Below are 21,825 nucleotides of genomic sequence, written 5' to 3'. Positions count from 1 at the left end.
TAACATTCCAAGGAGAAAGGGGAAATATACCAGTTATACAACAAACTTCATATCATTCGGCGGTGGATGAATGAAGCTGACTTTTCGCTCGTCCTCTCGGCCCCATCGTAAGATAGCCAACATAAATAACCCCGGAGACCGGGGTTGATTGTTCCTTTTATTTAAAGACTCCCATCTTCACCCTGAAGCCGACACTATCATTACAGATCATTTCGGATCGGAAGAGGTTAAGGAATGGGTGATCTTTTCGATGGTTTCCTTCACCTTTTCCAAAGGTTGATTCGGTTTAGAAAAGGCATGGGCAGTTCCTGTGTCCTGGTTCTGGATCACAAACAGTGTCAGCGCGATCAGTAGTGAAATGAATTGGATCCTTCTCTTGTTCACAGTAGCCCACCCTCTCCCTTGGGACAAATTACTCTATAGATATTATTCGCATCGGGAAATGATTTTCAGTCCACTCAGCTGACAGTTCCGGGAGAATTGCAAAAATAGATGAAAGCCGCCGGTTTTATGCCGACGGCTTTCTACTCATTGGATCTCCGGAGAGGCGGTTCCATTCAGGTGGAACCGTTTCAAAAATTCCTGGAGACGTTCTGTCTTCGGTTGAGTGAAAATTTGTGACGGAGGACCCTGCTCCAAAATCTTTCCATCATCGAAAAAGCAGATCCGATCTGCCACTTCCCAGGCGAAACTCATCTCATGAGTGATCAACAGCATCGCCATGTCCCCTTGTTTGGCCAGATCTTTGATCACATGGAGTACTTCCCCGACGGTCTCTGGATCCAGAGCGGAGGTAGGTTCGTCGAAGAGCATCACTTTGGGACGCATCACCAGCGCCCGGGCAATGGCCACCCGTTGCTGCTGACCCCCGGAAAGATTGACTGGATATTGATCCACTTTGTCCAGCATCCCCACTTTGTCCAGCATCTCCTTGGCCCGCTCCACCGCTTCTTTTTTCGAAAGTCCCAGCGCCTTGATAGGGGCTTCTGTGCAATTTCGCAAGATCGTCATGTGTGGAAACAGATTGAAATGCTGAAACACCATGCCAATGTCCCCCCGCACATCGTGCAAATGCCGCTCGTTGGCGGGAACCAGTTTTCCTTTCACTTCCTTGTGCCACAGTTGGCGACCGTCCACCTGGATCGTGCCGGCCGAAGGCTTTTCCAGAGTCATAAGCAACCGGGCCAGGGTCGTTTTCCCAGACCCACTGGGACCGATGACCGCCACGCGTTCACCGGGATAAAGGTCAAAATCGATTTCCTTTAAAACCTGATGATCCCCAAAGGATTTGCAGATATTCCGGTATTTGATGATTGGCTCCTTGTCGTCAGTCTGCTGTAAAGTATCCATTTCAGTCACATTCCTTCACTTCCTTCCTCACTTGCGATTTAGATCCAGTTTCAGTTCCAAGCGCTTGACCAGTAGGGAGGTCGGGTAGCTAAGAATCAGGAAAAAGATCCCCACCAGGGTGATCGGCTCCAGATAACGATAGGTATTGGACCCGATACTCTGAGCGGTGCCCAGGAGCTCTCCCACACTGATCGCCGCCAACAGAGGCGTTTCCTTGAACAAGACGATAAGGTAGTTGCCCATCACAGGCACCACCGGCCGGATCGCCTGGGGCAAAATGATGGATTTCCATTTTTTCCAAGGGGAAAAATTGAGTGCAATGGCCGCCTCCCACTGACCTTGGGGTACCGACTCGATTCCAGCCCGGTATACCTCCGACAGATAGGTGCTATAGTGGATTCCGAGACCCAAAATGCCCGCTGCCAAGGGGGGCAACGTCAATCCGAACAGATCGGGGAAAACAAAGAAAATAAAGTAGAGTTGAACTAGCAACGGTGTCGTCCGGAAAAATTCTACAAATCCATAGGTAGGCCAAGAGATCCACCGATGACGGGAGCGACGTCCCAGAGCGAGGATCAGACCCAAAACCAAGGCGAAGGCAAAGGCCCCGAAGGTGGCTTCGATGGTGACGTGAAGGACAGACAGCAATTCTGGCAGCACCTCATGCCAAGTAAAATCCCAATTCCAATCCATCTGTCACACCCTCCCCGCGCTGAACCGACGTTCCAGCCACCGGAAGACCAGTGTCACCGCATAGCCGATGATGAAGTAAGCTACCAAAAGCAAGCTTAGAATCTGAGTGTCATGGCCGACGGTGTTCCGCATCTGCATCACGTTGAGAGTCATATCGGAAATGGTTACCAAGGAGACCAACGCCGTCCCTTTTAACAACTCAATCATCTGATTGCCGAAGGAAGGGAGCATGATCCGGAAAGCCTGAGGCAAAATGATACTCCGCATCCGTTGGGCCCGGGTCATATTGAGGGCGATGCCCGCCTCCGTCTGCCCCTTTGGGATGGCCAGGATGGAACTGCGAACAATCTCGGAACCGTAGGATCCGTAGTTCAGCGTCAACCCGACGATCCCGACCAGCCCAGAAGGGAGACTGATGCCCAAAAGCGGCAATGCGTAATACAACCAAAAGAGCTGAACCAATAAGGATGTGCCGCGGAAAAACTCAATGATTCCCCCAGATAGCCAGCGGACTGGGGCAAACCGAGATAAGCGGGCAAATCCACCGATAAAGGACATCACAAAGGACAGGATCCCGGCGATGACCAGCAGTTGGACCGTAACCACAGCCCCCTCCAGAAGCAACGGCATCACTTGCGAAAACACACCGATGAATATCACTTCCTTTCAAAAAGCAAGGGGGAGCGACTCCCCCTCTTCTTTCACCCTTTGCAAATTTCTTCCTGAGTATGGTCTCCGGGAAGATTCTCTTTTGCAAAGTTGAATTTTTCCAGAATATCGAGCAATTTTCCGTTTTCTTTTAATTTATCCAGTTCCTCATTGAATTTCTGTTGGATCTCCTGATCATCCTTGCGAAAAGCGGCGGCACCATAGCCGACAACACTTTCCCCTTTGATCACCGGTTGTTTGAAGTCTTCCACAATCTCAATTCCGTCGGTTCCCTGAGCTTGGAGCACATCCCTTAGAGAGGGACCGGTCATGGTGATCGCATCCACCCGCCCCGACTTGAGGGCCTGAACCACGGAGGGTTGGTCGGAATAAAGCTTGATCTGACTCTCCTTCGCTTCCATATCTTTCAGATAGTTGACTTCAATCCCTCCGCGCATCACTCCCACTTTGACATCCTTTTGACCCACGATGTCCTCATAACTGTGGAGTTTTTTCGGATTTCCCTTCTTCACCGCCAGTCCTTCCCCGATCTGATACTCGGGATTGGCGAAGGTCACCTCTTTGCATCGCTCCGGAGTGATGTACATTCCGGCAGTGATCGCATCAAACCGCCCCGCCTTCAAACCGGGGACCAGTTGACTGAAGTCCGTCAACACCGGATCGATCTCTTTGATTCCCATCTGTTTGAAGATCTCACGTGAAATCTCCACAGCTTCACCTGTCACCTTCCCGTCTTGATCCCGGTAGGCATAGGGTTTTTCGTTGGCAAATCCCACCTGGATCTTTCCTTCCTGTTTCACTTTCTCCAGAGTAGATCCAGAAGATCCTCCCAGATCCAACCCACAACCTGCCAAAGAACCGACGAGAGCAAATGCAAGTGCCACTTTAAAAAACCAATCCAAGGCGTCTCCTCCTTTAATTTCGACTCACCCACAGGACAGACCACCAGGGTCTCTCCACCTCCCGGATGGTGAAGCGGACGCCTTCCCGAAGGATTCCCGATGAGTTCACCCCGCAAAAGGATGGCAACCTCGGCCAGTCATGCCAGTCCGAATCTTCCGGCTGGACCTCTTCCCCACTTCCTCAGCATTTTGGACAAGTTGAAGACAGACGTCGCCCTCAGATCGAATTTTCTCAGTATAAACTAAATCGAGTGTACCTTGAGATCCAGGGCTGTTGATAAAGCATAAAGTGAATGATGGGAACGAAACGACCCTTTCGCTCTTCCCATTACCCCCATCGTAAAAAATTGTTTGAGGGAACGGGGATGGCTACGATCTCTTACAAAGAGCGCAAAGACTCTTCACCGTCCCACCACCCCGACCTTATTTCCTACCTAAAATAGGGCTACTCAACACGCCTGTTTGAGACCAGTGCGCCGAGGTAACAGACAGGTTTCTCAAAGAGATCCACATCCTCTCGGGTGATCATCGGAACATCCGATCCCGCCCAAAAGAAATCTTCTACTTCCTTCGCCTGAATGATCGCACTCATGTGTACCACCGATCATCAGACTGGTTTCTTCCGGTCATTGGGTCAAATGAAAGGGTTGAGCCAGGTCTATTTTCGTTTCCCTGCTCCTTCCATCTAGAAAATCCGCACTCCGGTTCAATAGGGAGCCCTCTCTCAAACAGAGACCCGCCGATTTTTCTTGCCTTTTCCACAGTTTCACTCCTCGTTTGATCTCTTTGGCGATCGCTGTTGCAAGTGGGCCATCTGGTGGAGTTCGCGAACTTCTATCCTGCTTTTACATTTCACCGAATGTCCGGGATTAAACATCATTTTGTCATGAATCCTCCGCAAATTCAAATTCGACTGGCTTTTTTTCAAGGCGAAACCCTTGATCTCATGGGGAATACATAGATTTAAAATTCCATAGAAAAAGGGGCAAAGCCCTTTTAAAAAAGGCCTGCCCCACAGCAAATCTCTTCTAGAGAAATTTTCAGAAAGCGGTCCAATGCCTGTTTCAATTCCAACCCTCAACTGCCAGCCTCCCTTCGGCAAACAGGAAGCATCGGGTACCATCCGGCCGCATTTTTGTAAGAACGGCTTCTCAGTCCCTCTTGGCAGGACTCAGACGGTTTAATCTCACTTAGACCGGATAGACTGCTTTGGACGATAGGAGTCCCTCACGTTAGCATATAGAAGGATCCCATTGATCCAAATTTTCTTGCAAGGTGGGTGATGTCCATTAACGGCAGTCAGACTCTGCAAACCAGGTCACAACCTCCGAACCGGGTGAACCGATCCATCCGGGAAACAGTGCAATTCCGTAAGCCGAAAGAAGCAGATGGAGCCGAAATATGGCGGTTGATTCAAAAAGCCGGCGTGTTGGATCTCAATTCTCCTTACAGTTACCTCATGCTGTGCAAGTTTTTCCCCGAAACCTGCGTGATCGCAGAGACACAAGGGAACATTGTCGGCTTTGTCTCCGCATTTCTACCCCAGACAGCAAAAGAGACTGTGTTTGTATGGCAAGTGGCCGTCGGCCCCTCGCGGCGAGGAAAAGGGCTCGGTAAGGCACTTTTGCAAGAACTCCTATCCCGGAATGCCTGCTCCGATGTCCGATACTTAGAAGCGACGGTCTCGCCTTCCAACCACCCGTCCCAATCACTGTTTAAAAGTTTGGCAAAGGAACTGGGAACCGATTGCAAAATCTTCGAATGTTTCCCGCAAGACCTGTTTCCCCAGCCCGGGCACGAATCGGAATGGACTTACCGAATCGGTCCTTATTTGCCGAAGGAAAAAACCGAGGAGGTTGAATAAAATCTTGTTATCCACATCTGAAGTGACTGAAGCAGATCTGAGTATTTTTGAGTCGATGGAGTCGGAAGTGCGCAGTTACAGTCGCAGTTTTCCCAGGGTATTCGCAAGGGCGAAGGGTTATAAGCTCTGGGATACTCAGGGTACCGAGTTCATCGATTTCTTCTCCGGTGCAGGAGCACTGAATTACGGACACAACGATCCTGCCATGAAGGAAACACTCATCAACTACCTCTCTGAAGATGGAATCATCCACAGCTTGGACATGGCCACCCCAGCCAAAGAACAGTTCCTGAAACGCTTTCAGGAAGTGATCCTCCAACCGCGGAATCTGGACTTCAAGGTGATGTTCCCCGGACCTACCGGTACCAACACCGTGGAAAGTGCCCTGAAGCTGGCGCGCAAGGTGACCGGACGAAACACCATCATCAGCTTCACCCACGCTTTTCACGGAATGACCTTGGGATCACTGTCTGTCACCGGCAATGCCTTTAAGCGAAAAGGAGCCGGCGTCCCCTTAAGCCACACTGTTTCTATGCCCTATGACCATTACGATGAGGATGTGGATTCGCTGACCCTGCTTGAACGTTACCTGGAAGATAAGGGAAGCGGCGTCGACCTCCCCGCCGCAATCATCCTGGAGACCGTCCAGGGGGAGGGAGGGATTAACGTCGCCAGTTCCGAGTGGTTGAAGCAGGTTGAGCAAATCTGCCGTCGTTGGGACATTCTCCTGATCGTAGATGATGTACAGGCGGGCTGTGGCCGTACCGGTACCTTTTTCAGCTTTGAACCTGCTGGCATCCGACCGGATCTTGTCTGCCTCTCCAAATCTTTGAGCGGATTTGGCCTTCCTTTCGCTGTTACACTGATCCGCCCGGATCTGGATCAATGGGCTCCCGGTGAACACAACGGCACCTTCCGCGGACATAATCTGGCCTTCCTCGCCGCCACAGAAGCCCTGCGATTCTGGGAGACGGACACCTTCGCACAAGAGGTGCAACGCAAAGGAGAGGAAACTCGCTCCTCCTTGGAACAAATGATCGCGAAACATCCCGATCTCAACGGAGAAGTTCGCGGACGAGGCCTGATGTTGGGAATCGCCTTCTCCGGCAAAGGATTTGCAGAAAAAGTGTGCACCCAAGCCTTCCAACACGGCTTAATCATGGAAACCTCCGGCCCTGACGATGAAGTGGCCAAACTCCTGCCCCCCTTGATCATCGATCGTGAGGGATTGGAAAAAGGGTTGACCATCCTGGAAGATAGCATCACAGAAACTAAAAAAACTTTGTAACCCAGGGAAAGGATGAATCCGTATGATCGTAAAGCAACTGGAAGACTTGGTCGGCACCGAGGATGAAGTAAAGGGTGAAACCTGGACCAGCCGCCGTCTGTTGCTGAAAAAAGACCAAGTCGGCTTCTCCCTCCACGACACCCAGATCCGAGCCGGCACCGTCTCCGAATTTTGGTATAAAAATCATATCGAAGCCGTCTATTGCATCGAAGGGAAAGGACAGCTCACCAATCGAGAAACTGGCGACGTCCATCCCCTCCAACCCGGTACTCTCTACACATTAAACGGTCATGAGAGGCATCGGGTGGAAGCCGAGACCGATCTGCGCATGGTTTGTGTCTTCAACCCGCCCTGCACCGGACAGGAAACCCATGATGAAGAGGGAGCCTATCCCCTGCTTGCTGATTAACCTTTCCAAAGAGCGTTCCAGACTGGAACGCTCTTTGCTTTCTAGGGTCATTTCAAGAGCACCAGGGCTGTTGATTAACCAGAAAATGGGCAGCGGAAGGGAGTCGTGTGCTGCCAAAGCGACCTTTGCCATCCTACCCAGCGGAGAATCTGGAGGGAGGGCGTTTAGGGGCAACATCTTCCCTGTGTTGCTTCCATAAGGCTTTGCCCCTGCCCGATCGGAAGATTTGGAGCGGCCAGTTTTCACTTCCTTGCCGGATGGCAACCGGAGCGTGGTAGAACACGATCTCCCCACCCAAAATATGGCTAATAAACACGCCTGCAAGAGCACATTTTCAGTGCAGTATGGATAAACAATCGCACTCCCGTTTCAAGAGCATCCTCATCGACAGTAAAGCGAGGGTGGTGATGGGGATAGGAGCTGTCTTTCTCCGGATTGCCGGCACCGATGAAGAAAAAGTTGCCAGGAGCCTTCTGCTGATAAGCGGAGAAATCTTCGCCCACCATCGCGGGTTTCAGATGGGCCACCGCCCCCTGGCCGAACAGTTCCTGCACCGATTCTTCCATCAGACGGGTCACCTCATCATCGTTGACGACGGAGCGATAACCATGCACATATTCCAGCTCATAGGCAGCTCCGTGAGCTTCTGTAATTCCCTTGACCACCCGTTCGATCTGACCTGGAATCTCCTCCCGCAGCCCTGGATCCAGGGTGCGCACGGTTCCCTCGATCTCCACTGAACCGGGAAGCACATTATGACTGCTGCCACCAACAAAACGGGTCACAGACAGAACCAAAGGTTCCAAGGGATCGTTGTAACGAGACACGATATGCTGGAGATTAGTCACCACTTGGGCGCCGATGGCAATACTATCCACCGTCTGATGGGGCATAGCCGCATGGCCCCCCTTGCCGCAAATGGTCATCTTGAAAACATCCGGAGCCGCCATCATCGGACCGTATACGATGCCTACTTTGCCGATGGCCAGGGGCGACCACAAGTGAGCACCGATCACCGCATCCACTCCTTCCATCACACCGGCCCGCACCAACTCTTCTGCCCCTCCAGGAGGCAATTCCTCTGCGTGCTGAAAGATCAACCGGACCTCTCCGCGGATTTTTCCCTTCATTTGCGACAAGACCTGGGCCGCCCCCAACAACATCGCCGTATGACCATCGTGACCACAGGCATGCATCACACCTGGATTTTTGGATATAAAATCAAAGGAATTCTCTTCTTGGATCGGCAAGGCATCCATATCGGCCCGGATCGCTAGCACTTGGCCCGGCTTCTCACCGATCAACCGAGCCATCACACTGGTGGGGGTAGGCCGGGACAGTTCCAGATTCCCAAAGGATTGCAATTTCTCATATACAAACTGCGCCGTCTCCTTTTCATGAAAAGAAAGCTCAGGATACTGATGCAGATACCGCCGCCACTGTACTACCTGGGGCTTCACTTTCTCGATCCACTGTTCGATGGATGCTACCATCACCGTACTAATCCCCTCTCCTGTTTACGTTTAATTCATAGGACAAAATATTCGGAATATTATTTTCCATTATGTATTTATTATATTCACCCTCATACCTTCAGTCAATTCGATCATGGCAGGCAGCCAAACCACTTGAACCATCATGAACTAATGAAATAATTATCTAGCAATAGGAAACCCTAATCTTGGAAAAACCGTGGAAAGGATGGTACAGATGGTCGAACGAGTGTTTATCAGTCCCTCCAAGTACGTACAAGGTAGGAACGCCATTGACAAAATCGGGGGTTATTTAAAGGGGATCGCCAAAACAGCGGTGGTCATCGCCGATCAAACGGTCTGGGAAATTGCCGGACACAAAGTGGTCCATAAATTGAAAAAAGAAAACATTTCCGCTGAAGAAGTCGTTTTTAACGGTGAAGCTTCCCGAGATGAGTTTGAAAGGATCGCAGGGATTGCCAGGAATGCGGGGGCAACAATCGTCGTCGGTATCGGCGGGGGGAAAACACTTGATACTGCAAAGGCCGTTTCCGATCAATTAAACGGCTATACCGTCATTGTACCTACAACGGCTTCAACTGACGCTCCCACCAGCGCTTTATCCGTTGTCTATTCCAATGAAGGAGTTTTTGAGAATTACCGTTTTTATAAGAAAAACCCCGATTTAGTACTAGTGGATACAAAAATTATAGCCGAAGCCCCCCCTCGCCTTTTGGCTTCGGGGATTGCGGATGCCCTCGCCACCTGGGTGGAAGCCCGCAGCGTCATTTCTAAGGGGGGTAAAACCATGGCAGGCGGTGTCAGCACCATTGCTGCAGAAGCAATTGCTGAGCGATGCGAGGAGGTTTTATTTGAATACGCCCACCTCGCTTATAAATCCGTTCAAGCGAAAGTGGTCACACCAGCGTTGGAAGCTGTTGTGGAAGCCAATACACTGCTCAGCGGATTAGGTTTTGAAAGCGGCGGTTTGGCAGCAGCCCATGCGATTCATAATGGCTTTACTGCCCTGCAAGGGGAGATTCATCAGCTGACCCATGGAGAAAAGGTGGCCTTCGGAACACTGGTTCAACTCACTTTAGAAAAGCGCTCCTTGGAGGAAATTGAGCAATATATCGGTTTCTATATCAGTCTGGGACTTCCGGTTACCCTCGAAGATATTAAACTGGCTGGAGCTTCCCGGGAGGACATTATAAAGGTGGCTGAGGCCGCTTCGATCGAGGAAGAAACCATTCATAACGCGTTTCAAATCACTGCGGATGAAGTTGCGGATGCGATTATCGCCGCGGATCAGTACGCCAGAGCTTTTAAAGAAAAATATCAACAATAACCGGGACCGTCACCCCAAAATCGAGTGGGGGACGGCTGCCCCCTTTCCCGGTCTCCGGCCTAAACCCTCATAGAATATTATTTAGGATGCAGGGTACACCCCCTCTTCCATCCTTTCGGTCAAAATGAGGATGACACAGGGATCATAAGATTTTTTGCCGGTGATGAAAAGGTTGGCCAAGAAATTAGGAGGCGTGTTGATTCGCCATATTTTAGGCAGGAAATAAGGTCGGGATGGTGGGACTTTGATTCCTTTGCGCTCTTTGCAACAGATCGTAGCCGTCCCACCATCCCCGCTCCCTCAAGCGATATTTTACGATGGGGACAAGGGAGAGCGAAAGGATCATTTCGTTCCCATCATCCATTTTGTGGTTAATAAACCCCTGTAAAGGATGAATTGAATTAAAAACGTGGCTGGGTTAGAATGCAATTGAATAAAGTTTTGATTCCTTTGGGGCTGGGTGAAATTCCCGACCGGCAGTAATGTCGTCGATGCGCGTCTCAGTCCGTGACCCACGCGGGCGGTGGATCCGATGCAACTCCGGGATCGACAGTATACATCTGGATGGGAGAAGGATCATGACGTGTACATAGATCAGCTGGTTCGAAAGGAGGGCTTTTCCTCTCTTTCGGGTCTGTCTGGTTTTACCTGTCCGAAGAACGCAGTGTTGACCGTGCTCTTCGGTTTTTTTAGGTTGTACCGTCGTCATCAGATACACGAAAAAAGGAGTATCGATCGGATGGCGGGGAAACTGTAAACACCGGGGATCTTCGGCTTGCCTCTCGGATTGGAAAGGATGGTCTCTATGAAAACCTATCTCGACTTGTGTCAGCGGATCTTAAAGGAAGGAACACCCAAAGAGGATCGGACCGGAACAGGCACCCTCAGTCTCTTCGGACACCAGATGCGTTTCGATCTGCAAGAGGGATTTCCCTTGGTGACCACCAAAAAACTGCATACCCGCTCCATCATCCATGAATTGCTCTGGTTTTTGCAAGGAGACACCAATATCCGGTATCTGCAGGAACATCAAGTCCGGATCTGGAATGAATGGGCCGACGAAAACGGGGACTTGGGACCCGTCTATGGAAAACAGTGGCGTTCCTTCAGCGGAGCTGATGGAAAAACGGTGGATCAAATTCAATGGGTTGTAGATGAAATCAAGAAAAACCCCGACTCCCGTCGCCTGATTGTCAGTGCCTGGAACCCAACGGAATTGGAAGAGATGGCCCTCCCTCCTTGTCACTGCCTGTTTCAGTTTTATGTGAAGGACGAAACTCTCTCTTGCCAATTGTATCAGCGAAGCGGCGACACCTTTTTGGGAATCCCCTTCAATATTGCCAGCTACGCGCTGTTGACCCATATGATCGCCCATGTGTCGGGGTTGAAACCGGGAGAGTTTATCCATACGCTGGGAGATGCCCATCTCTATTTGAACCATCTGGAGCAAGTGAAGGAGCAACTCACTCGCCAACCACTGCCCCTGCCCACCCTGAAGTTAAACCCAGATGTCACTTCCATCTTTGATTTTACTTATGAAGATATCCAGATCGAGGGATACCAGTCCCATCCCCCGATTAAAGGGAAGGTTTCCGTATGATTCGGCTCATCGTTGCCTATGCCAATCACCGCGTCATCGGCCGAAACGGACAGATGCCTTGGCACCTTCCTAATGACTTGAAGCATTTTAAAGAGACCACCACCGGACATACCGTAGTCATGGGGCGCAAAACCTATGAATCCATCGGAAAACCTCTGCCCCGTCGGCGAAATGTCATTCTAACGGAAAACCCCCACTTCCGCGCTCCTGCAGGAGTAGAAGTGATCCACCATCCACAGGAAGTCACTCAGCTGGGGGATCTGTTTATCATCGGCGGGGCTCAACTGTATGAACAGTTCTTTCCCCTCGCCGATCGTCTCTACATCACAAAGATCGACCTAGAAACGGAAGGGGACACCTTCTTCCCCGAATGGGACCCGAAGGAGTTCAGGATCATCGAGCAAAGGGAAGGGGTTGTAGATCAACAAAACCCCTATCCCCACACTTTTTACATTCTGGAACGAAAACAGTAAGAGATCAGACCACACCTCCACCGATCATGAAGCTCAAATGTAAAATCCCCTCCCAACCGGGTCGTTTTCCGGCTTCGGAGGGGGGTTTTTATGCATGGGAAATGCTGAGTTTCACCCTGCCAACCGCGGTTGAATTCGCCGGTATAAGGGAACGAACACCAAGGCCACGATCAGACCCTTCAACAGATTGAAGGGTCCGATGGCATACAACACTAATGCCGTCTTCTCCGGCCCTTCCACGGTCCAGTTGATCAGAAAAGCGTAGGCCGGCAAGATCACCCAGTAGTTGGCGAGGCTCATTAGAATGGCCGTCACTGGAGCGGCGATAGCCAGACCGATGACCAAGCCCTTGGTGTCGCGGATTTTCCGGGCCGTCCACACGGTGATCAGCACGAACAGACTTCCGGTCAGAAAGTTGGCCATCTGGCCGATAGGCACCCCTGATTCACTCCCGGTAAAAGCAAAATGGAGGAGGTTTTTTACAAATTCCACTGTCACTCCCGCCCAGGGACCCAACATCAGGCCCGCCATTAAGGCTGGGAGTTCACTGAAGTCCACTTTGAGAAAAGCGGGAAAGGGGGGAATCGGGAAATTTAAGTATTGGATTAAAAAGGCAAATCCAGACAACAAAGAGATCATAGTTAACTTCCGAGTCGACAATTTCCCCGTCATCAGACCGACACTCCTTTTTCTGATGACGACGGTACAACAAATAAAAAACCCAAAGAGCGCAGTGACTACGTTCTTCGGGTTAGGAAAATCAGGCAGACCTAAGAAAAGGGAGTTCCTCCCTTTCGGACCACCGGATCCATGTACACGTCATCATCCTTCTCCCATCCAGACTATACTGTCGGTCCCGGAGTTGCACCGGGTCCACCGCTCGCGCGGGTCACGGACTGAGGCACAGAGCAGTGCCATCACCGTCGGTCGGGAATTTCACCCTGCCCCGAAGGATCAACCATATTCGATTACCATACATTCTAAACCAGTTAGGGTGAGAAGGTCAAATTCACCCCTTCTTTTTTCCTTCCAATTCCTCAGCCAAGCCTTCCATCACCTGGCGGAACACCTGGTGTGCTCGTCGGTCATTCCCGTTTTTGACAGAACGAATCAGCACAGCTACGGCATAGCGGGGTTTTTCATAGGAGCTGTATCCCACCATCCACTTGTTGTATCGATCCTTATTCAAACCCAACTGAGCCGTTCCTGTCTTCGCTCCCATGGATACCGTCGCCCCCTTTAGGTCGGAAGCGGTTCCCTGAAGGACAGTTCCCCGCATCATCTCCCGCACGGCTCGGAGTGCTTCGGGAGAGATTTTGCGATCCGTTTTGAGTGCATGGAGGGAGAAACGAAAGTAGGGTTTCCCGTCATGATATTGAATCTCACGCACCACCCGCGGGTTCATTGTTTTCCCCTCATGAAACAAGGTCGTCACCATATTGGTCGCCTGAAGGGGGGTCATTCGCACATCCCGCTGCCCGATGGCGGTCTGCACCACGGCCCCGAGATCTTTATGGGCAGTCTTCTCGGAGAAAATCATCCCGGTCTGTTCTCCGCTCAACTGACGAAAGCCATCTTCCTTGAACACTTTTCCAGACCAGAGAATCCGTTGCCCCAATCCCATGCGACGGGCATACTCCTCAATCATTTTCCCTCCCAGCCGTTCCGCCACCTTGGAGAAAACGACATTACAGGAATTGGCGTAGGCTTGGGATAAGGTTTGGCGTCCGTGTCCTCCTTCCTTGGAATCCTTCATCCCGTAGCGGCCGAGATGCCCTTTGCAGGTAAATGTTTCGGTAGGTTTCACTTTGCCGCTGTCCAGAGCCGCCACTGCAACGACGGTCTTGAAGATAGAGCCTGGCGTCGTCTCCATCAGTGCCCGGTTGTCCCAGGGGTTCTCCCCTTTGCGAGCAGTATCCATGTCCGGTTTGCTAGCCATTGCCAGAACATCTCCGGTGGCTATCTCCTGCACAACCACAGCTCCATCCGTTACCCCCGCTTCATCCAGAGCCTTTTCCGCCACCTGCTGGGCTCTTCGATCCATGGTGGATTGAATACGATAGGGAATCGCATCCCCGCTTTCCGCCGTCGTCATATTGAGGCCGTTTAAGGGTTGCCCCCGGCCGTCAGTGGTGTAGGTAAGCCACTGTTGCGCCCCTCCGTGCAAAAAAGGCTCAAAAGCAGCCTCCAAGCCGGTCACCCCGATCCGGGAATGGGATGAATAGTGTCCAGCATCCCATTCCTCCGGATATTTCTCCCGCACCAGAAAGGGATTCCGTTCCACCCGGCCGATCAGCTGTTGAGCCAATCGCCCCCCATCATAGCGATGATCCCCCTGAAGGGCGTAAACTCCCGGAATATCCAGCTGTCGGATCGCTTGGGCCTGTTCTTCGGTAAGAGTTGGCCCCTCTCCTTTCTTGTCGGGAAGGGCACGAGGTTGGTCTAGATTCTCCACCTGTTCCCGAAATTCACTAAAAGAATATCCGATGAGATCTGCCACCTGCTTTAACGGGTCTGTATAGGCGCTCCATTGGCTCTCTGACAGTGGAAAGACAACCAATCTCCAAGCTTTCTCTCCGGTCAAAGATTTTCCCTGGCGATCCAAGATCGGCCCCCGGCCGCTATCCGCCACATACATCCGACTCTGTTGAGCTTCCGCCTGGGCGATCAAGTCCGCCTCTTCTCCTGAAAATGAATGCACCGCCACCATCTGAATCCAGTAGAGTCGTAATAGAATTCCGGAAAAGGCCAGAGTCAACGCTCCTGAAATCAGCCAGGCTTTCCATCGCTTCGATTCTCCTGCTCCACTTCGCATCACCATCCGCCCCTTCCAACATCCAGCTTGGGCAACTCTTCCGTCGTGTATACCGTAAATTGAAGACGGATTTGAGGAGAGCGAGAGAGTCGGAAGGACACTACCCCCTAAGTAAAAACCCCGCCTTTCGGAATCGGCGGGGTTTGGGCTCATTGGGGTTGTTCCCCTTGAGTGGCTTCTTTTTTACTTCGCTCGATGTTCTGCAAATGTTCCTTTTCCGTACGAGAAAAATAATGAAGACCGGAGCCATCCTTGCGTGTTACATAATAGGAATAGGAATGTTCTTCCGGTTCCAATGCGGCACGGAGCGCTTTGGGTCCTGGGTTGGAGATGGGTCCCGGTGGCAATCCTTTGATCTGGTAGGTATTATACGGACTTTTGACTTTCAGGTCCTTGTACAGCAACCGAGCTTTCTGCTCGCCCAAAGCATACTGGACTGTAGCGTCCACCTGCAATTTTTTGTTCACTTTCAAGCGATTGTAGATCACCCCGGCAATCCGGGGGAACTCTTCCTCCACTCTTCCTTCCCGTTCGATGATGGAGGCAATGGTTACCCACTCTTCCATCGTTAGGTTTTTCTCTTTCAGCTTCGACTGAATCCCTTCCCGCTCCATATTCCGCTCAAACTGTTGAAGCATTTTCTGCACCAGATGCTTGGAGTCAGCTCCTTTAGGCAGGTTGTAAGTGGTGGGATACAGATACCCCTCCAGCTGATAACGCCGCTTCGGATCCGTGGGAATATCCTTTACAAAAGAGTCGGGATAATTCTCTTTACGGTTTACGGCCTTGAGAAATCCCTCCCCGTCCAGTCCCTTTTTATCCAACTTGGCGGCGATCTTCTCCGCCGTAAATCCTTCAGGAACGGTCAGGCGCATCACATTTTGTGAGCCGTCAGTAAAAATATTTAAGAGTTCTGGAGTTCCCGAATCTGGAGGAACTTCATACACCCCGGCCTTCAGATCCTTCGTTCTTCCTTGGAGAAAAGCATATGCGACAAATAGGAAGTCATTCTTGATCAATTCTTGTCGTTCCAATTCCCGGCCCACATCGACAATCGAGTCACCGGACTTCACTTCCACCTCTACCACTCGCTTCACGGAGGTGGGAGACAAGCTATGCTCCACATACCAATATCCCAAGGCGGAAAATAACCCCACCATCAGGAAGGTAAAGAATAGACGCACTAACCATTTCATGGGGGTTGCTTCCTCTCCTGATGTGTTTTCGCCCTTACCTTACCATAACCTCACTATCTGAACAATCGGCCCAATGAACGAGAAAGTCGATCACGGGCCCCTCCCCCATCCAGACCGTTGGAGTCCTTGGGACTCCCATCCCTTTGATACAAAAGTAGAAAAAACCATTTCTCCCTGTAACTATTTTATTTTTCACTTAGTTTGAGCTGTTTTGCGTCTGTTTGCTTTGTTTAATATAGCGTTGATGCTGTTCAAAGGTTTCGGCAAAATAATGTTCTCCCGTACCATCCTTTTTGGTCACATAATAAAGGTACGCGTGTTTGTCTGGATTCAGGGCAGCGAGAAGCGCTTTTTCACCCGGATTGGAGATGGCTCCTGGAGGGAGACCCTCAATCTTATAGGTGTTATAAACACTGTCCAGTTTCAGATCATCGTAAGAAAGGCGAGCCTTTTGGGAACCACGGGCATATTGGATTGTGGCATCCACCTGAAGCCGCATATTTTTGTTTAGGCGATTATAAATCACGCCTGCAATTTTCGGGAATTCCTGTTTGGCTTGTCCTTCCCGTTCCACAATCGAAGCGATCGTCACCCATTTGTCCAAGGTCAGGTTTTTATTCTGCAGTTGTTCCATCACCCCGTGTTCCTTCATCTTATTGTTGAATTGGCCCAGCATCATTTGCACCACGTCCTCTGGTTTGGCGGTTTTGGGGATGTTGTAAGTGCTGGGATAAAGATATCCTTCTAATCGATAGCGTCGTTGGGAATCCTTGGGAACTTTCTGGAGAAAATCTTGGTTAAATTCTCCTTCTTCCACCGCCTGGATAAACTCTTCTTTGGAAAATTTAGTTTTTTGTTCCAGCTTTTCGCCAATCTGCTCGATTGTGTAACCTTCTGGAATGGTGACCGCGACTGTATTTTGGCGTCCATTGGTGATGATATCAAAAATTCCGTTGACATCCACCTCAGGGGGGATCTGGTAAACCCCCGCTTGCAACCCTTTGGATTTACCTGTCAGCCACGCATATGTACTGAAAAACCAATCGTTTCGGATCAAACCCTGTTCCTTTAACATCCGGCCGATTGCCGTCGTAGAAGTCCCGGATCCGATTTCCAATTGGACAGGCTCGGACCGCTTGGGAGAACCGAGGGAATAATCCACATAAAGATAAGCCAGAAAAGACCATGCGGAAAAAAGGATTAAAGTATAAATAATACGCATCAGCCATTTCATTCATGGGTACCCCTTCTACTATTTTGCCCTCCTAATGTTATCACATGTCCCATAAAAAAAAACGGGGAATCCCCCGTCATTCGACATCAATCGCCTAAATAGAGCATTTCGTCTAGTGCATCCGTCACATGGTCCCATTCATCCTCATCATCTACATGCTCCAGGCGCGGTCCCCCGTCTTTTTGGCTGACCCGAAAGATAAAGGCATCTGGAGTTCGTTCTTCGAAAGCGCTTAATACCGCATAATGCTGTCCATCCACTTCCAATTCCCGCAAAATCCGATAACGGGAGTCCTGGTTGACTCCCTCTTCATCTACAAGAGTCAATTCCTGTCCCCATTCGTTTTCGAGGGTATTCAGTTTTCGAGCCATTTTTTCACTCTGTGTTTCCAAAAGGATCACCCATCATCCGTCTTGATTCAGTTCCGTCTCCAACGTGTGCAAAACTTCTTCGACCATGTCCCACTCGCTCTCGTCTTCAATCGGAATCAGGTTAATGTTGTCCCCATCCTCTTCGTAGCGAAAGGGATAAACCTCCTGCTCCGCCGTCTCGTCATCTTCTTCCTCTTCCTCATTGGCAGGGGTGAGCAGGATATATTTATGACCATTATCCTGTTCAAAGCGGAAGAGCACTTCAAAGGTCTCCTCCTGCCCATCCTCATTGGTGATAACGATCATTTCTTGTTCATGTTCATGGTTCCCATTCTCACTCATCTCTATTCCTCCTTCGGGCTTCCAGATACCCTTGCAGAATCCAGGAGGCCGCCATCCGATCCACTACTTTTCGCCGTTTGCGACGACTTAGATCGGCATCGATCAAGGTCCTTTCCACTGCAACGGTGGACAATCGTTCATCCCAGAGTTCCACCGGGATTTGAAAACGTTCTCCCAATTCCTGGCCCAACTGCCGACAGGCTTCCCCTTTTTCTCCAATGGATCCATCCATATTGCGGGGCAAGCCTACCACTAGGGCTTCCACTTCATAATCCTCAATCAGTTGGGCGAGGCGATCTATCCAATCGAGATGATCCCGTTGTAGGACTTCCACACCCTGAGCAGTCCACCCCATCGGATCGCTGATCGCCACTCCCACTCTTTTTTCTCCGAGGTCCAATCCCATGATTCGGGTCAATCGATTCGCTCCTGACCATCCAATTTCTTTGATTCATCCCTAGGAAGAGAATAAATCTCGCTCTCAAAAATAGGTTCAAAGCAGTACCAGGGTATATCTGATCCATCTATTGCCGGGAGCACTTCTCTTCACATCGGCACTAAATGACCAGATACGTTCTAATCCTGTTGTTGATTGGATTCAAGAAAGGTTTTTACCAATTCCTCCAGCAGTTCATCCCGTTCCAGTTTGCGGATCAAGGCACGGGCGTTATTGTGTCGGGGAATATATGCCGGATCTCCGGAGAGGAGATACCCCACTAACTGGTTGATCGGATTGTATCCCTTCTCCTTGAGAGCAGAGTATACCATCAACAACACTTCTCGGGGGTTCGCTTCCTGATCCTCTCCACGGAAGTCAAATTTCATTGTTTTATCCATGGATCGTCTTAACACCTCTTTCTATCTATTGGCCCATCTTTCTGTAACCATTCGCCTTTTCAGATTCATTTCCTCTTTTTCATGAAATTGCTTTATGAAAAGAAGAAAGGAAATTGGTTACCCTTGTACTTTAATATATTCTATCGCAGCAGCCAAAGCTTCATCCAATTTCTCCGGTTGCTTGCCCCCGGCTTGAGCCATGTTAGGACGTCCCCCTCCTCCGCCACCACAGTGGGATGCCGCTTCTTTGACCAATTTTCCGGCGTGGAACCCTGCTTTTACATAATCGGAAGAGACCGCAGCCACCAATTGCACTTTTCCTTCACTTGCCGCGCCGAGGAGAATGATCCCTTGGGGAATCCGGGTTTTCAGATCATCCACCATCTGTCGCAGTCCTTCCATGTCGGGAATGTCCACTCGCGCCGCCAAAACCGGAACCCCGTTGATTTCCTTTATATCCCGAGCCAGATTTTCCCCTTCCAATCGATTCAGTTTCGAGCGCAGAGATTCATTTTCCCGGGTTAATTCCTTGGTCCGGTTCTGTAAGGTCTCCAATCGTTCCACCACTTCAACGGGTTGGGTTTTGAGATGACGGGCGACCTCTTCCAAAATGTCCAGCCTGTTTTCAAGGTGGCGATAGGCTTGACGACCGGTCACCGCTTCCAAGCGACGGATGCCAGAGCCAATCCCGCCTTCGCTCACCAGCTTGAATAGTCCGATCTCCCCTGTCTGTCGCACATGAGTGCCACCGCATAGTTCCAGACTGTAATCTCCCACCTGGACTACACGCACCCGATCTCCGTATTTTTCGCCAAACAGGGCCATCGCCCCCATCGCTTTGGCCTCTTCCAAGCCTTTCTCAAAGGTTTCCACCGGGAGATTGGCCCAAATCTGTTGATTGACCCGTTCTTCCACTTCCCGTCTCTCTTCCTCAGTCAAGGGCTCCATATGGCTGAAATCAAATCGGAGCCGGTCGGGGGCCACCAGGGAACCGGCTTGATTCACATGTTCCCCTACCACTTCTTTCAGTGCTTTGTGCAGCAGATGGGTGGCTGTATGGTTCTTCACCACATCTTCCCTGAATCCAGGATCAATCCGGGCATCTACCGGGTCCCCTTGCCGCAGAGTTCCGGCTTCTACCCGAACTTGATGGACATGTTCCCCGCGGGGGCCTTTTTTTACATCCTCCACGATCAACCGGGCACCGGGTGCGAGGATCTCTCCGCGATCTCCCACCTGGCCCCCGCTTTCGGCATAAAAGGGGGTTTCCTTCAGCAGAACGAAGCAATGGCTTCCTTCATCCACCTTCTCCACCAAACGCTGATCCTGAATCAGGGCCACCACCTGGGTGTCCGCCTGGCGGGAGGTATACCCGATAAAGTGAGTCTCCACATCCAAATCAGCTAGGACGCCTCCTTGGACTTGCATACTCCCTTCATCTTGGCGGGCCTTTCGTGCCCGTTCCCGCTGGCGGGCCATCGCCTGCTCAAACCCTTGGGTATCCACCGACAATCCCTTTTCTCGCGCAAAGTCTTCTGTCAGATCCAGCGGAAACCCATAGGTGTCATACAGAGTAAAGGCGTCGGAACCGCTGATCTCCTTTTTGCCTTCTTCCTGGAGTTTTGCTGTTTTCAACTCCAATAGATGCAAACCCTCAGACAAGGTTTCCAAGAACCGTTCCTCTTCCTTTTGGATCACCTGCCGGATCAGGTCTTTCTTTTGGGACGGCTCCGGATAAAATTCCTCCATCATTCCGACCACGACATCGGTCAAAGAATAAAGGAAAGCCCGTTCAATTCCCAAGGTGCGTGCATACCGAACTGCCCGACGCAACAGCCGTCTCAGGACATACCCTCGTCCCTCATTAGAAGGGGTCACTCCGTCGCCGATGGCAAATACCAGTGTGCGTATATGATCAGCGATCACCTTGAGTGCAGTGTCAGTTTTCGGGTCCACTCCGTATTTGACACCTGTGCTTTCACAGACCCTTTGAATCATCGGCTGGAAAAGATCCGTGTCAAAATTAGTGGGAACCTCTTGCATCACCGATGCCATTCGCTCTAGCCCCATCCCGGTATCGATATTCTTCTTGGGCAATGGGGTGTAGCTCCCGTCGGGATTGTGATTATATTGGGAGAAAACCAAGTTCCAAATCTCCAGAAAGCGTTCATTCTCCCCCCCGGGATAGCATTCCGGATCCTCAGGGTCCCCATAAGATTCACCCCGGTCATAGAAAATCTCCGTGTTGGGTCCACTGGGCCCTTCCCCAATATCCCAGAAATTCTCTTCCAGCTTCACGATTCGTTTTTCGGGTATCCCCACTTGTTCATGCCAAATCCGATAAGCTTCATCATCTTCAGGATGGATGGTGACTGAAAGTCGCTCCGGATCCATCCCCATCCAGGCAGGATCCGTCAAAAACTCCCACGCCCACTGGATCGCCTCCTCCTTGAAATAATCTCCAATGGAGAAGTTGCCCAGCATTTCGAAAAAAGTGTGGTGGCGAGCAGTGTATCCCACGTTTTCGATATCGTTGGTCCGGATCGATTTTTGTGCATTAACCATCCGGGGATTATCCGGTTTCACTCGACCGTCGAAGTATTTCTTTAACGTGGCCACCCCGCTGTTAATCCACAGGAGAGTCGGATCATCCACAGGCACCAGAGAGGCACTGGGTTCCACCCGATGTCCTTTCTCCTGGAAAAAATCAAGAAACTTTTTCCGAATCTCATTGCCTTTCATCGGCTTCATTCCCTTCAACCCAAATAAAAAAACCTTCCATCCCTTCAGGGACGAGAAAGGTTCCCGCGGTACCACCCCGATTACCCCCGTACTCTCGACGAAGGTCTCTTAAAAAGATAACGGCAGTAAAGGACGCCGGCGGTTTACACCCGCACTCCGGAACTGGCTTTCAACCGCCTGCATCCGCAAAAGGCCTCTCAGCCGGGGACCTTTCTCTCTG

General features: G+C 50.8%; 24 protein-coding genes and 2 riboswitches. Of the genes, 7 read left to right on the top strand and 17 right to left on the bottom strand.

Translation table 11 applies throughout. From position 1 onward, the window contains the following. Nucleotides 1–207: 207 nt before the first annotated feature. The 7 genes from JOD24_RS00680 to JOD24_RS00650 all read right to left on the bottom strand — a co-directional run bounded on the left by JOD24_RS00680 (nt 208) and on the right by JOD24_RS00650 (nt 4,695). Nucleotides 208–384: a hypothetical protein gene (locus JOD24_RS00680; RefSeq protein ID WP_380162167.1), complete on the bottom strand. Its 177-nt coding sequence runs from the start codon at nt 382–384 to the stop codon at nt 208–210. A gap of 144 nt (nt 385–528) precedes the next feature. Then, nucleotides 529–1,350: an ectoine/hydroxyectoine ABC transporter ATP-binding protein EhuA gene (gene ehuA, locus JOD24_RS00675; protein WP_380162165.1), complete on the bottom strand. Its 822-nt coding sequence runs from the start codon at nt 1,348–1,350 to the stop codon at nt 529–531. A 27-nt stretch (nt 1,351–1,377) separates the two neighbouring features. Then, nucleotides 1,378–2,043 carry an ectoine/hydroxyectoine ABC transporter permease subunit EhuD gene (gene ehuD, locus JOD24_RS00670; protein WP_380162163.1) on the bottom strand — a complete coding sequence of 222 codons (666 nt, stop codon included), beginning with the start codon at nt 2,041–2,043 and terminating at the stop codon, nt 1,378–1,380. Nucleotides 2,044–2,046: 3 nt separating this feature from the next. After that, the gene (gene ehuC / locus JOD24_RS00665) at nt 2,047–2,688 is read right to left on the bottom strand and encodes an ectoine/hydroxyectoine ABC transporter permease subunit EhuC (protein WP_380162161.1); all 642 of its coding nucleotides are present in this window, start codon (nt 2,686–2,688) and stop codon (nt 2,047–2,049) included. 56 nt (nt 2,689–2,744) lie between these two features. Continuing rightward, complete coding sequence (ehuB, locus tag JOD24_RS00660; protein ID WP_380162159.1) at nt 2,745–3,614, bottom strand: ectoine/hydroxyectoine ABC transporter substrate-binding protein EhuB; 870 nt, start codon at nt 3,612–3,614, stop codon at nt 2,745–2,747. Between the two features lie 445 nt (nt 3,615–4,059). Further along, nucleotides 4,060–4,206, bottom strand: coding sequence for a hypothetical protein (locus tag JOD24_RS00655; RefSeq protein WP_380162157.1), 147 nt, complete (start codon nt 4,204–4,206; stop codon nt 4,060–4,062). A 174-nt stretch (nt 4,207–4,380) separates the two neighbouring features. Continuing rightward, a complete protein-coding gene (locus JOD24_RS00650; RefSeq protein ID WP_380162155.1) occupies nt 4,381–4,695 on the bottom strand; it encodes a hypothetical protein in 315 nt (104 codons plus the stop codon). Between the two features lie 201 nt (nt 4,696–4,896). Here JOD24_RS00650 and ectA point away from each other — a divergent pair, with 201 nt between their 5' ends. Genes ectA through JOD24_RS00635 form a run of 3 tightly spaced genes read left to right on the top strand, consistent with a single transcriptional unit; the run spans nt 4,897 to nt 7,175 of the window. Continuing rightward, entirely contained in the window at nt 4,897–5,478 is a 582-nt protein-coding gene (gene ectA / locus JOD24_RS00645; protein WP_429246190.1) for a diaminobutyrate acetyltransferase, read from the top strand. Nucleotides 5,479–5,533: 55 nt separating this feature from the next. Beyond that, nucleotides 5,534–6,766: a diaminobutyrate--2-oxoglutarate transaminase gene (ectB, locus tag JOD24_RS00640; protein ID WP_429246189.1), complete on the top strand. Its 1,233-nt coding sequence runs from the start codon at nt 5,534–5,536 to the stop codon at nt 6,764–6,766. A gap of 22 nt (nt 6,767–6,788) precedes the next feature. Further along, nucleotides 6,789–7,175: an ectoine synthase gene (locus JOD24_RS00635; protein WP_380162151.1), complete on the top strand. Its 387-nt coding sequence runs from the start codon at nt 6,789–6,791 to the stop codon at nt 7,173–7,175. Nucleotides 7,176–7,480: 305 nt separating this feature from the next. Here JOD24_RS00635 and JOD24_RS00630 read toward each other — a convergent pair whose 3' ends face one another. Continuing rightward, the gene (locus tag JOD24_RS00630; protein WP_429246188.1) at nt 7,481–8,668 is read right to left on the bottom strand and encodes a M20 family metallopeptidase; all 1,188 of its coding nucleotides are present in this window, start codon (nt 8,666–8,668) and stop codon (nt 7,481–7,483) included. Between the two features lie 217 nt (nt 8,669–8,885). On the opposite strand from JOD24_RS00630, the gene JOD24_RS00625 reads away from it, so the two are divergent. From JOD24_RS00625 to JOD24_RS00610, 4 genes are all read left to right on the top strand, one after another. Beyond that, on the top strand, nt 8,886–9,995 hold the full coding sequence (locus tag JOD24_RS00625) for a glycerol dehydrogenase (RefSeq protein WP_429246111.1): 1,110 nt from the start codon (nt 8,886–8,888) through the stop codon (nt 9,993–9,995). Between the two features lie 442 nt (nt 9,996–10,437). Then, a riboswitch (FMN riboswitch) is annotated at nt 10,438–10,575 on the top strand. Nucleotides 10,576–10,578: 3 nt separating this feature from the next. Further along, the gene (locus JOD24_RS00620) at nt 10,579–10,752 is read left to right on the top strand and encodes a hypothetical protein (protein ID WP_429246110.1); all 174 of its coding nucleotides are present in this window, start codon (nt 10,579–10,581) and stop codon (nt 10,750–10,752) included. Between the two features lie 48 nt (nt 10,753–10,800). Beyond that, nucleotides 10,801–11,595 carry a thymidylate synthase gene (locus JOD24_RS00615; protein ID WP_380162142.1) on the top strand — a complete coding sequence of 265 codons (795 nt, stop codon included), beginning with the start codon at nt 10,801–10,803 and terminating at the stop codon, nt 11,593–11,595. Then, nucleotides 11,592–12,068, top strand: a complete 477-nt coding sequence (locus tag JOD24_RS00610) for a dihydrofolate reductase (RefSeq protein ID WP_429246109.1) — start codon at nt 11,592–11,594, stop codon at nt 12,066–12,068. Before JOD24_RS00615 ends, JOD24_RS00610 begins: the two co-directional genes overlap by 4 nt. A gap of 111 nt (nt 12,069–12,179) precedes the next feature. Here the strand turns inward: JOD24_RS00610 and JOD24_RS00605 are convergent, their stop codons facing one another. The 9 genes from JOD24_RS00605 to alaS form a co-directional block, all read right to left on the bottom strand. Continuing rightward, nucleotides 12,180–12,740, bottom strand: a complete 561-nt coding sequence (locus JOD24_RS00605; RefSeq protein WP_429246108.1) for an ECF transporter S component — start codon at nt 12,738–12,740, stop codon at nt 12,180–12,182. Between the two features lie 149 nt (nt 12,741–12,889). Next, nucleotides 12,890–13,026: riboswitch (FMN riboswitch) on the bottom strand. Between the two features lie 51 nt (nt 13,027–13,077). Further along, nucleotides 13,078–14,883 carry a peptidoglycan D,D-transpeptidase FtsI family protein gene (locus tag JOD24_RS00600; RefSeq protein WP_429246107.1) on the bottom strand — a complete coding sequence of 602 codons (1,806 nt, stop codon included), beginning with the start codon at nt 14,881–14,883 and terminating at the stop codon, nt 13,078–13,080. Nucleotides 14,884–15,032: 149 nt separating this feature from the next. Next, nucleotides 15,033–16,079 carry an endolytic transglycosylase MltG gene (gene mltG / locus JOD24_RS00595; RefSeq protein WP_380162134.1) on the bottom strand — a complete coding sequence of 349 codons (1,047 nt, stop codon included), beginning with the start codon at nt 16,077–16,079 and terminating at the stop codon, nt 15,033–15,035. 196 nt (nt 16,080–16,275) lie between these two features. Beyond that, complete coding sequence (gene mltG, locus JOD24_RS00590; RefSeq protein ID WP_380162132.1) at nt 16,276–17,313, bottom strand: endolytic transglycosylase MltG; 1,038 nt, start codon at nt 17,311–17,313, stop codon at nt 16,276–16,278. An 86-nt stretch (nt 17,314–17,399) separates the two neighbouring features. Then, complete coding sequence (locus JOD24_RS00585) at nt 17,400–17,705, bottom strand: DUF1292 domain-containing protein (RefSeq protein ID WP_380162130.1); 306 nt, start codon at nt 17,703–17,705, stop codon at nt 17,400–17,402. 12 nt (nt 17,706–17,717) lie between these two features. Next, on the bottom strand, nt 17,718–18,026 hold the full coding sequence (locus tag JOD24_RS00580; protein WP_380162128.1) for a DUF1292 domain-containing protein: 309 nt from the start codon (nt 18,024–18,026) through the stop codon (nt 17,718–17,720). Beyond that, nucleotides 18,019–18,444: a Holliday junction resolvase RuvX gene (gene ruvX / locus JOD24_RS00575; RefSeq protein ID WP_380162126.1), complete on the bottom strand. Its 426-nt coding sequence runs from the start codon at nt 18,442–18,444 to the stop codon at nt 18,019–18,021. Before ruvX ends, JOD24_RS00580 begins: the two co-directional genes overlap by 8 nt. 158 nt (nt 18,445–18,602) lie before the next feature. After that, on the bottom strand, nt 18,603–18,863 hold the full coding sequence (locus JOD24_RS00570) for an IreB family regulatory phosphoprotein (protein WP_009709661.1): 261 nt from the start codon (nt 18,861–18,863) through the stop codon (nt 18,603–18,605). A gap of 117 nt (nt 18,864–18,980) precedes the next feature. Continuing rightward, on the bottom strand, nt 18,981–21,614 hold the full coding sequence (alaS, locus tag JOD24_RS00565) for an alanine--tRNA ligase (RefSeq protein WP_380162124.1): 2,634 nt from the start codon (nt 21,612–21,614) through the stop codon (nt 18,981–18,983). Nucleotides 21,615–21,825 lie beyond the last annotated feature (211 nt).

The organism is Kroppenstedtia sanguinis, assembly GCF_050433445.1.
Taxonomy (GTDB): Bacteria; Bacillota; Bacilli; order Thermoactinomycetales; family DSM-45169; genus Kroppenstedtia; species Kroppenstedtia sanguinis.
This window is presented reverse-complemented; position numbering and strand designations above follow the sequence as displayed.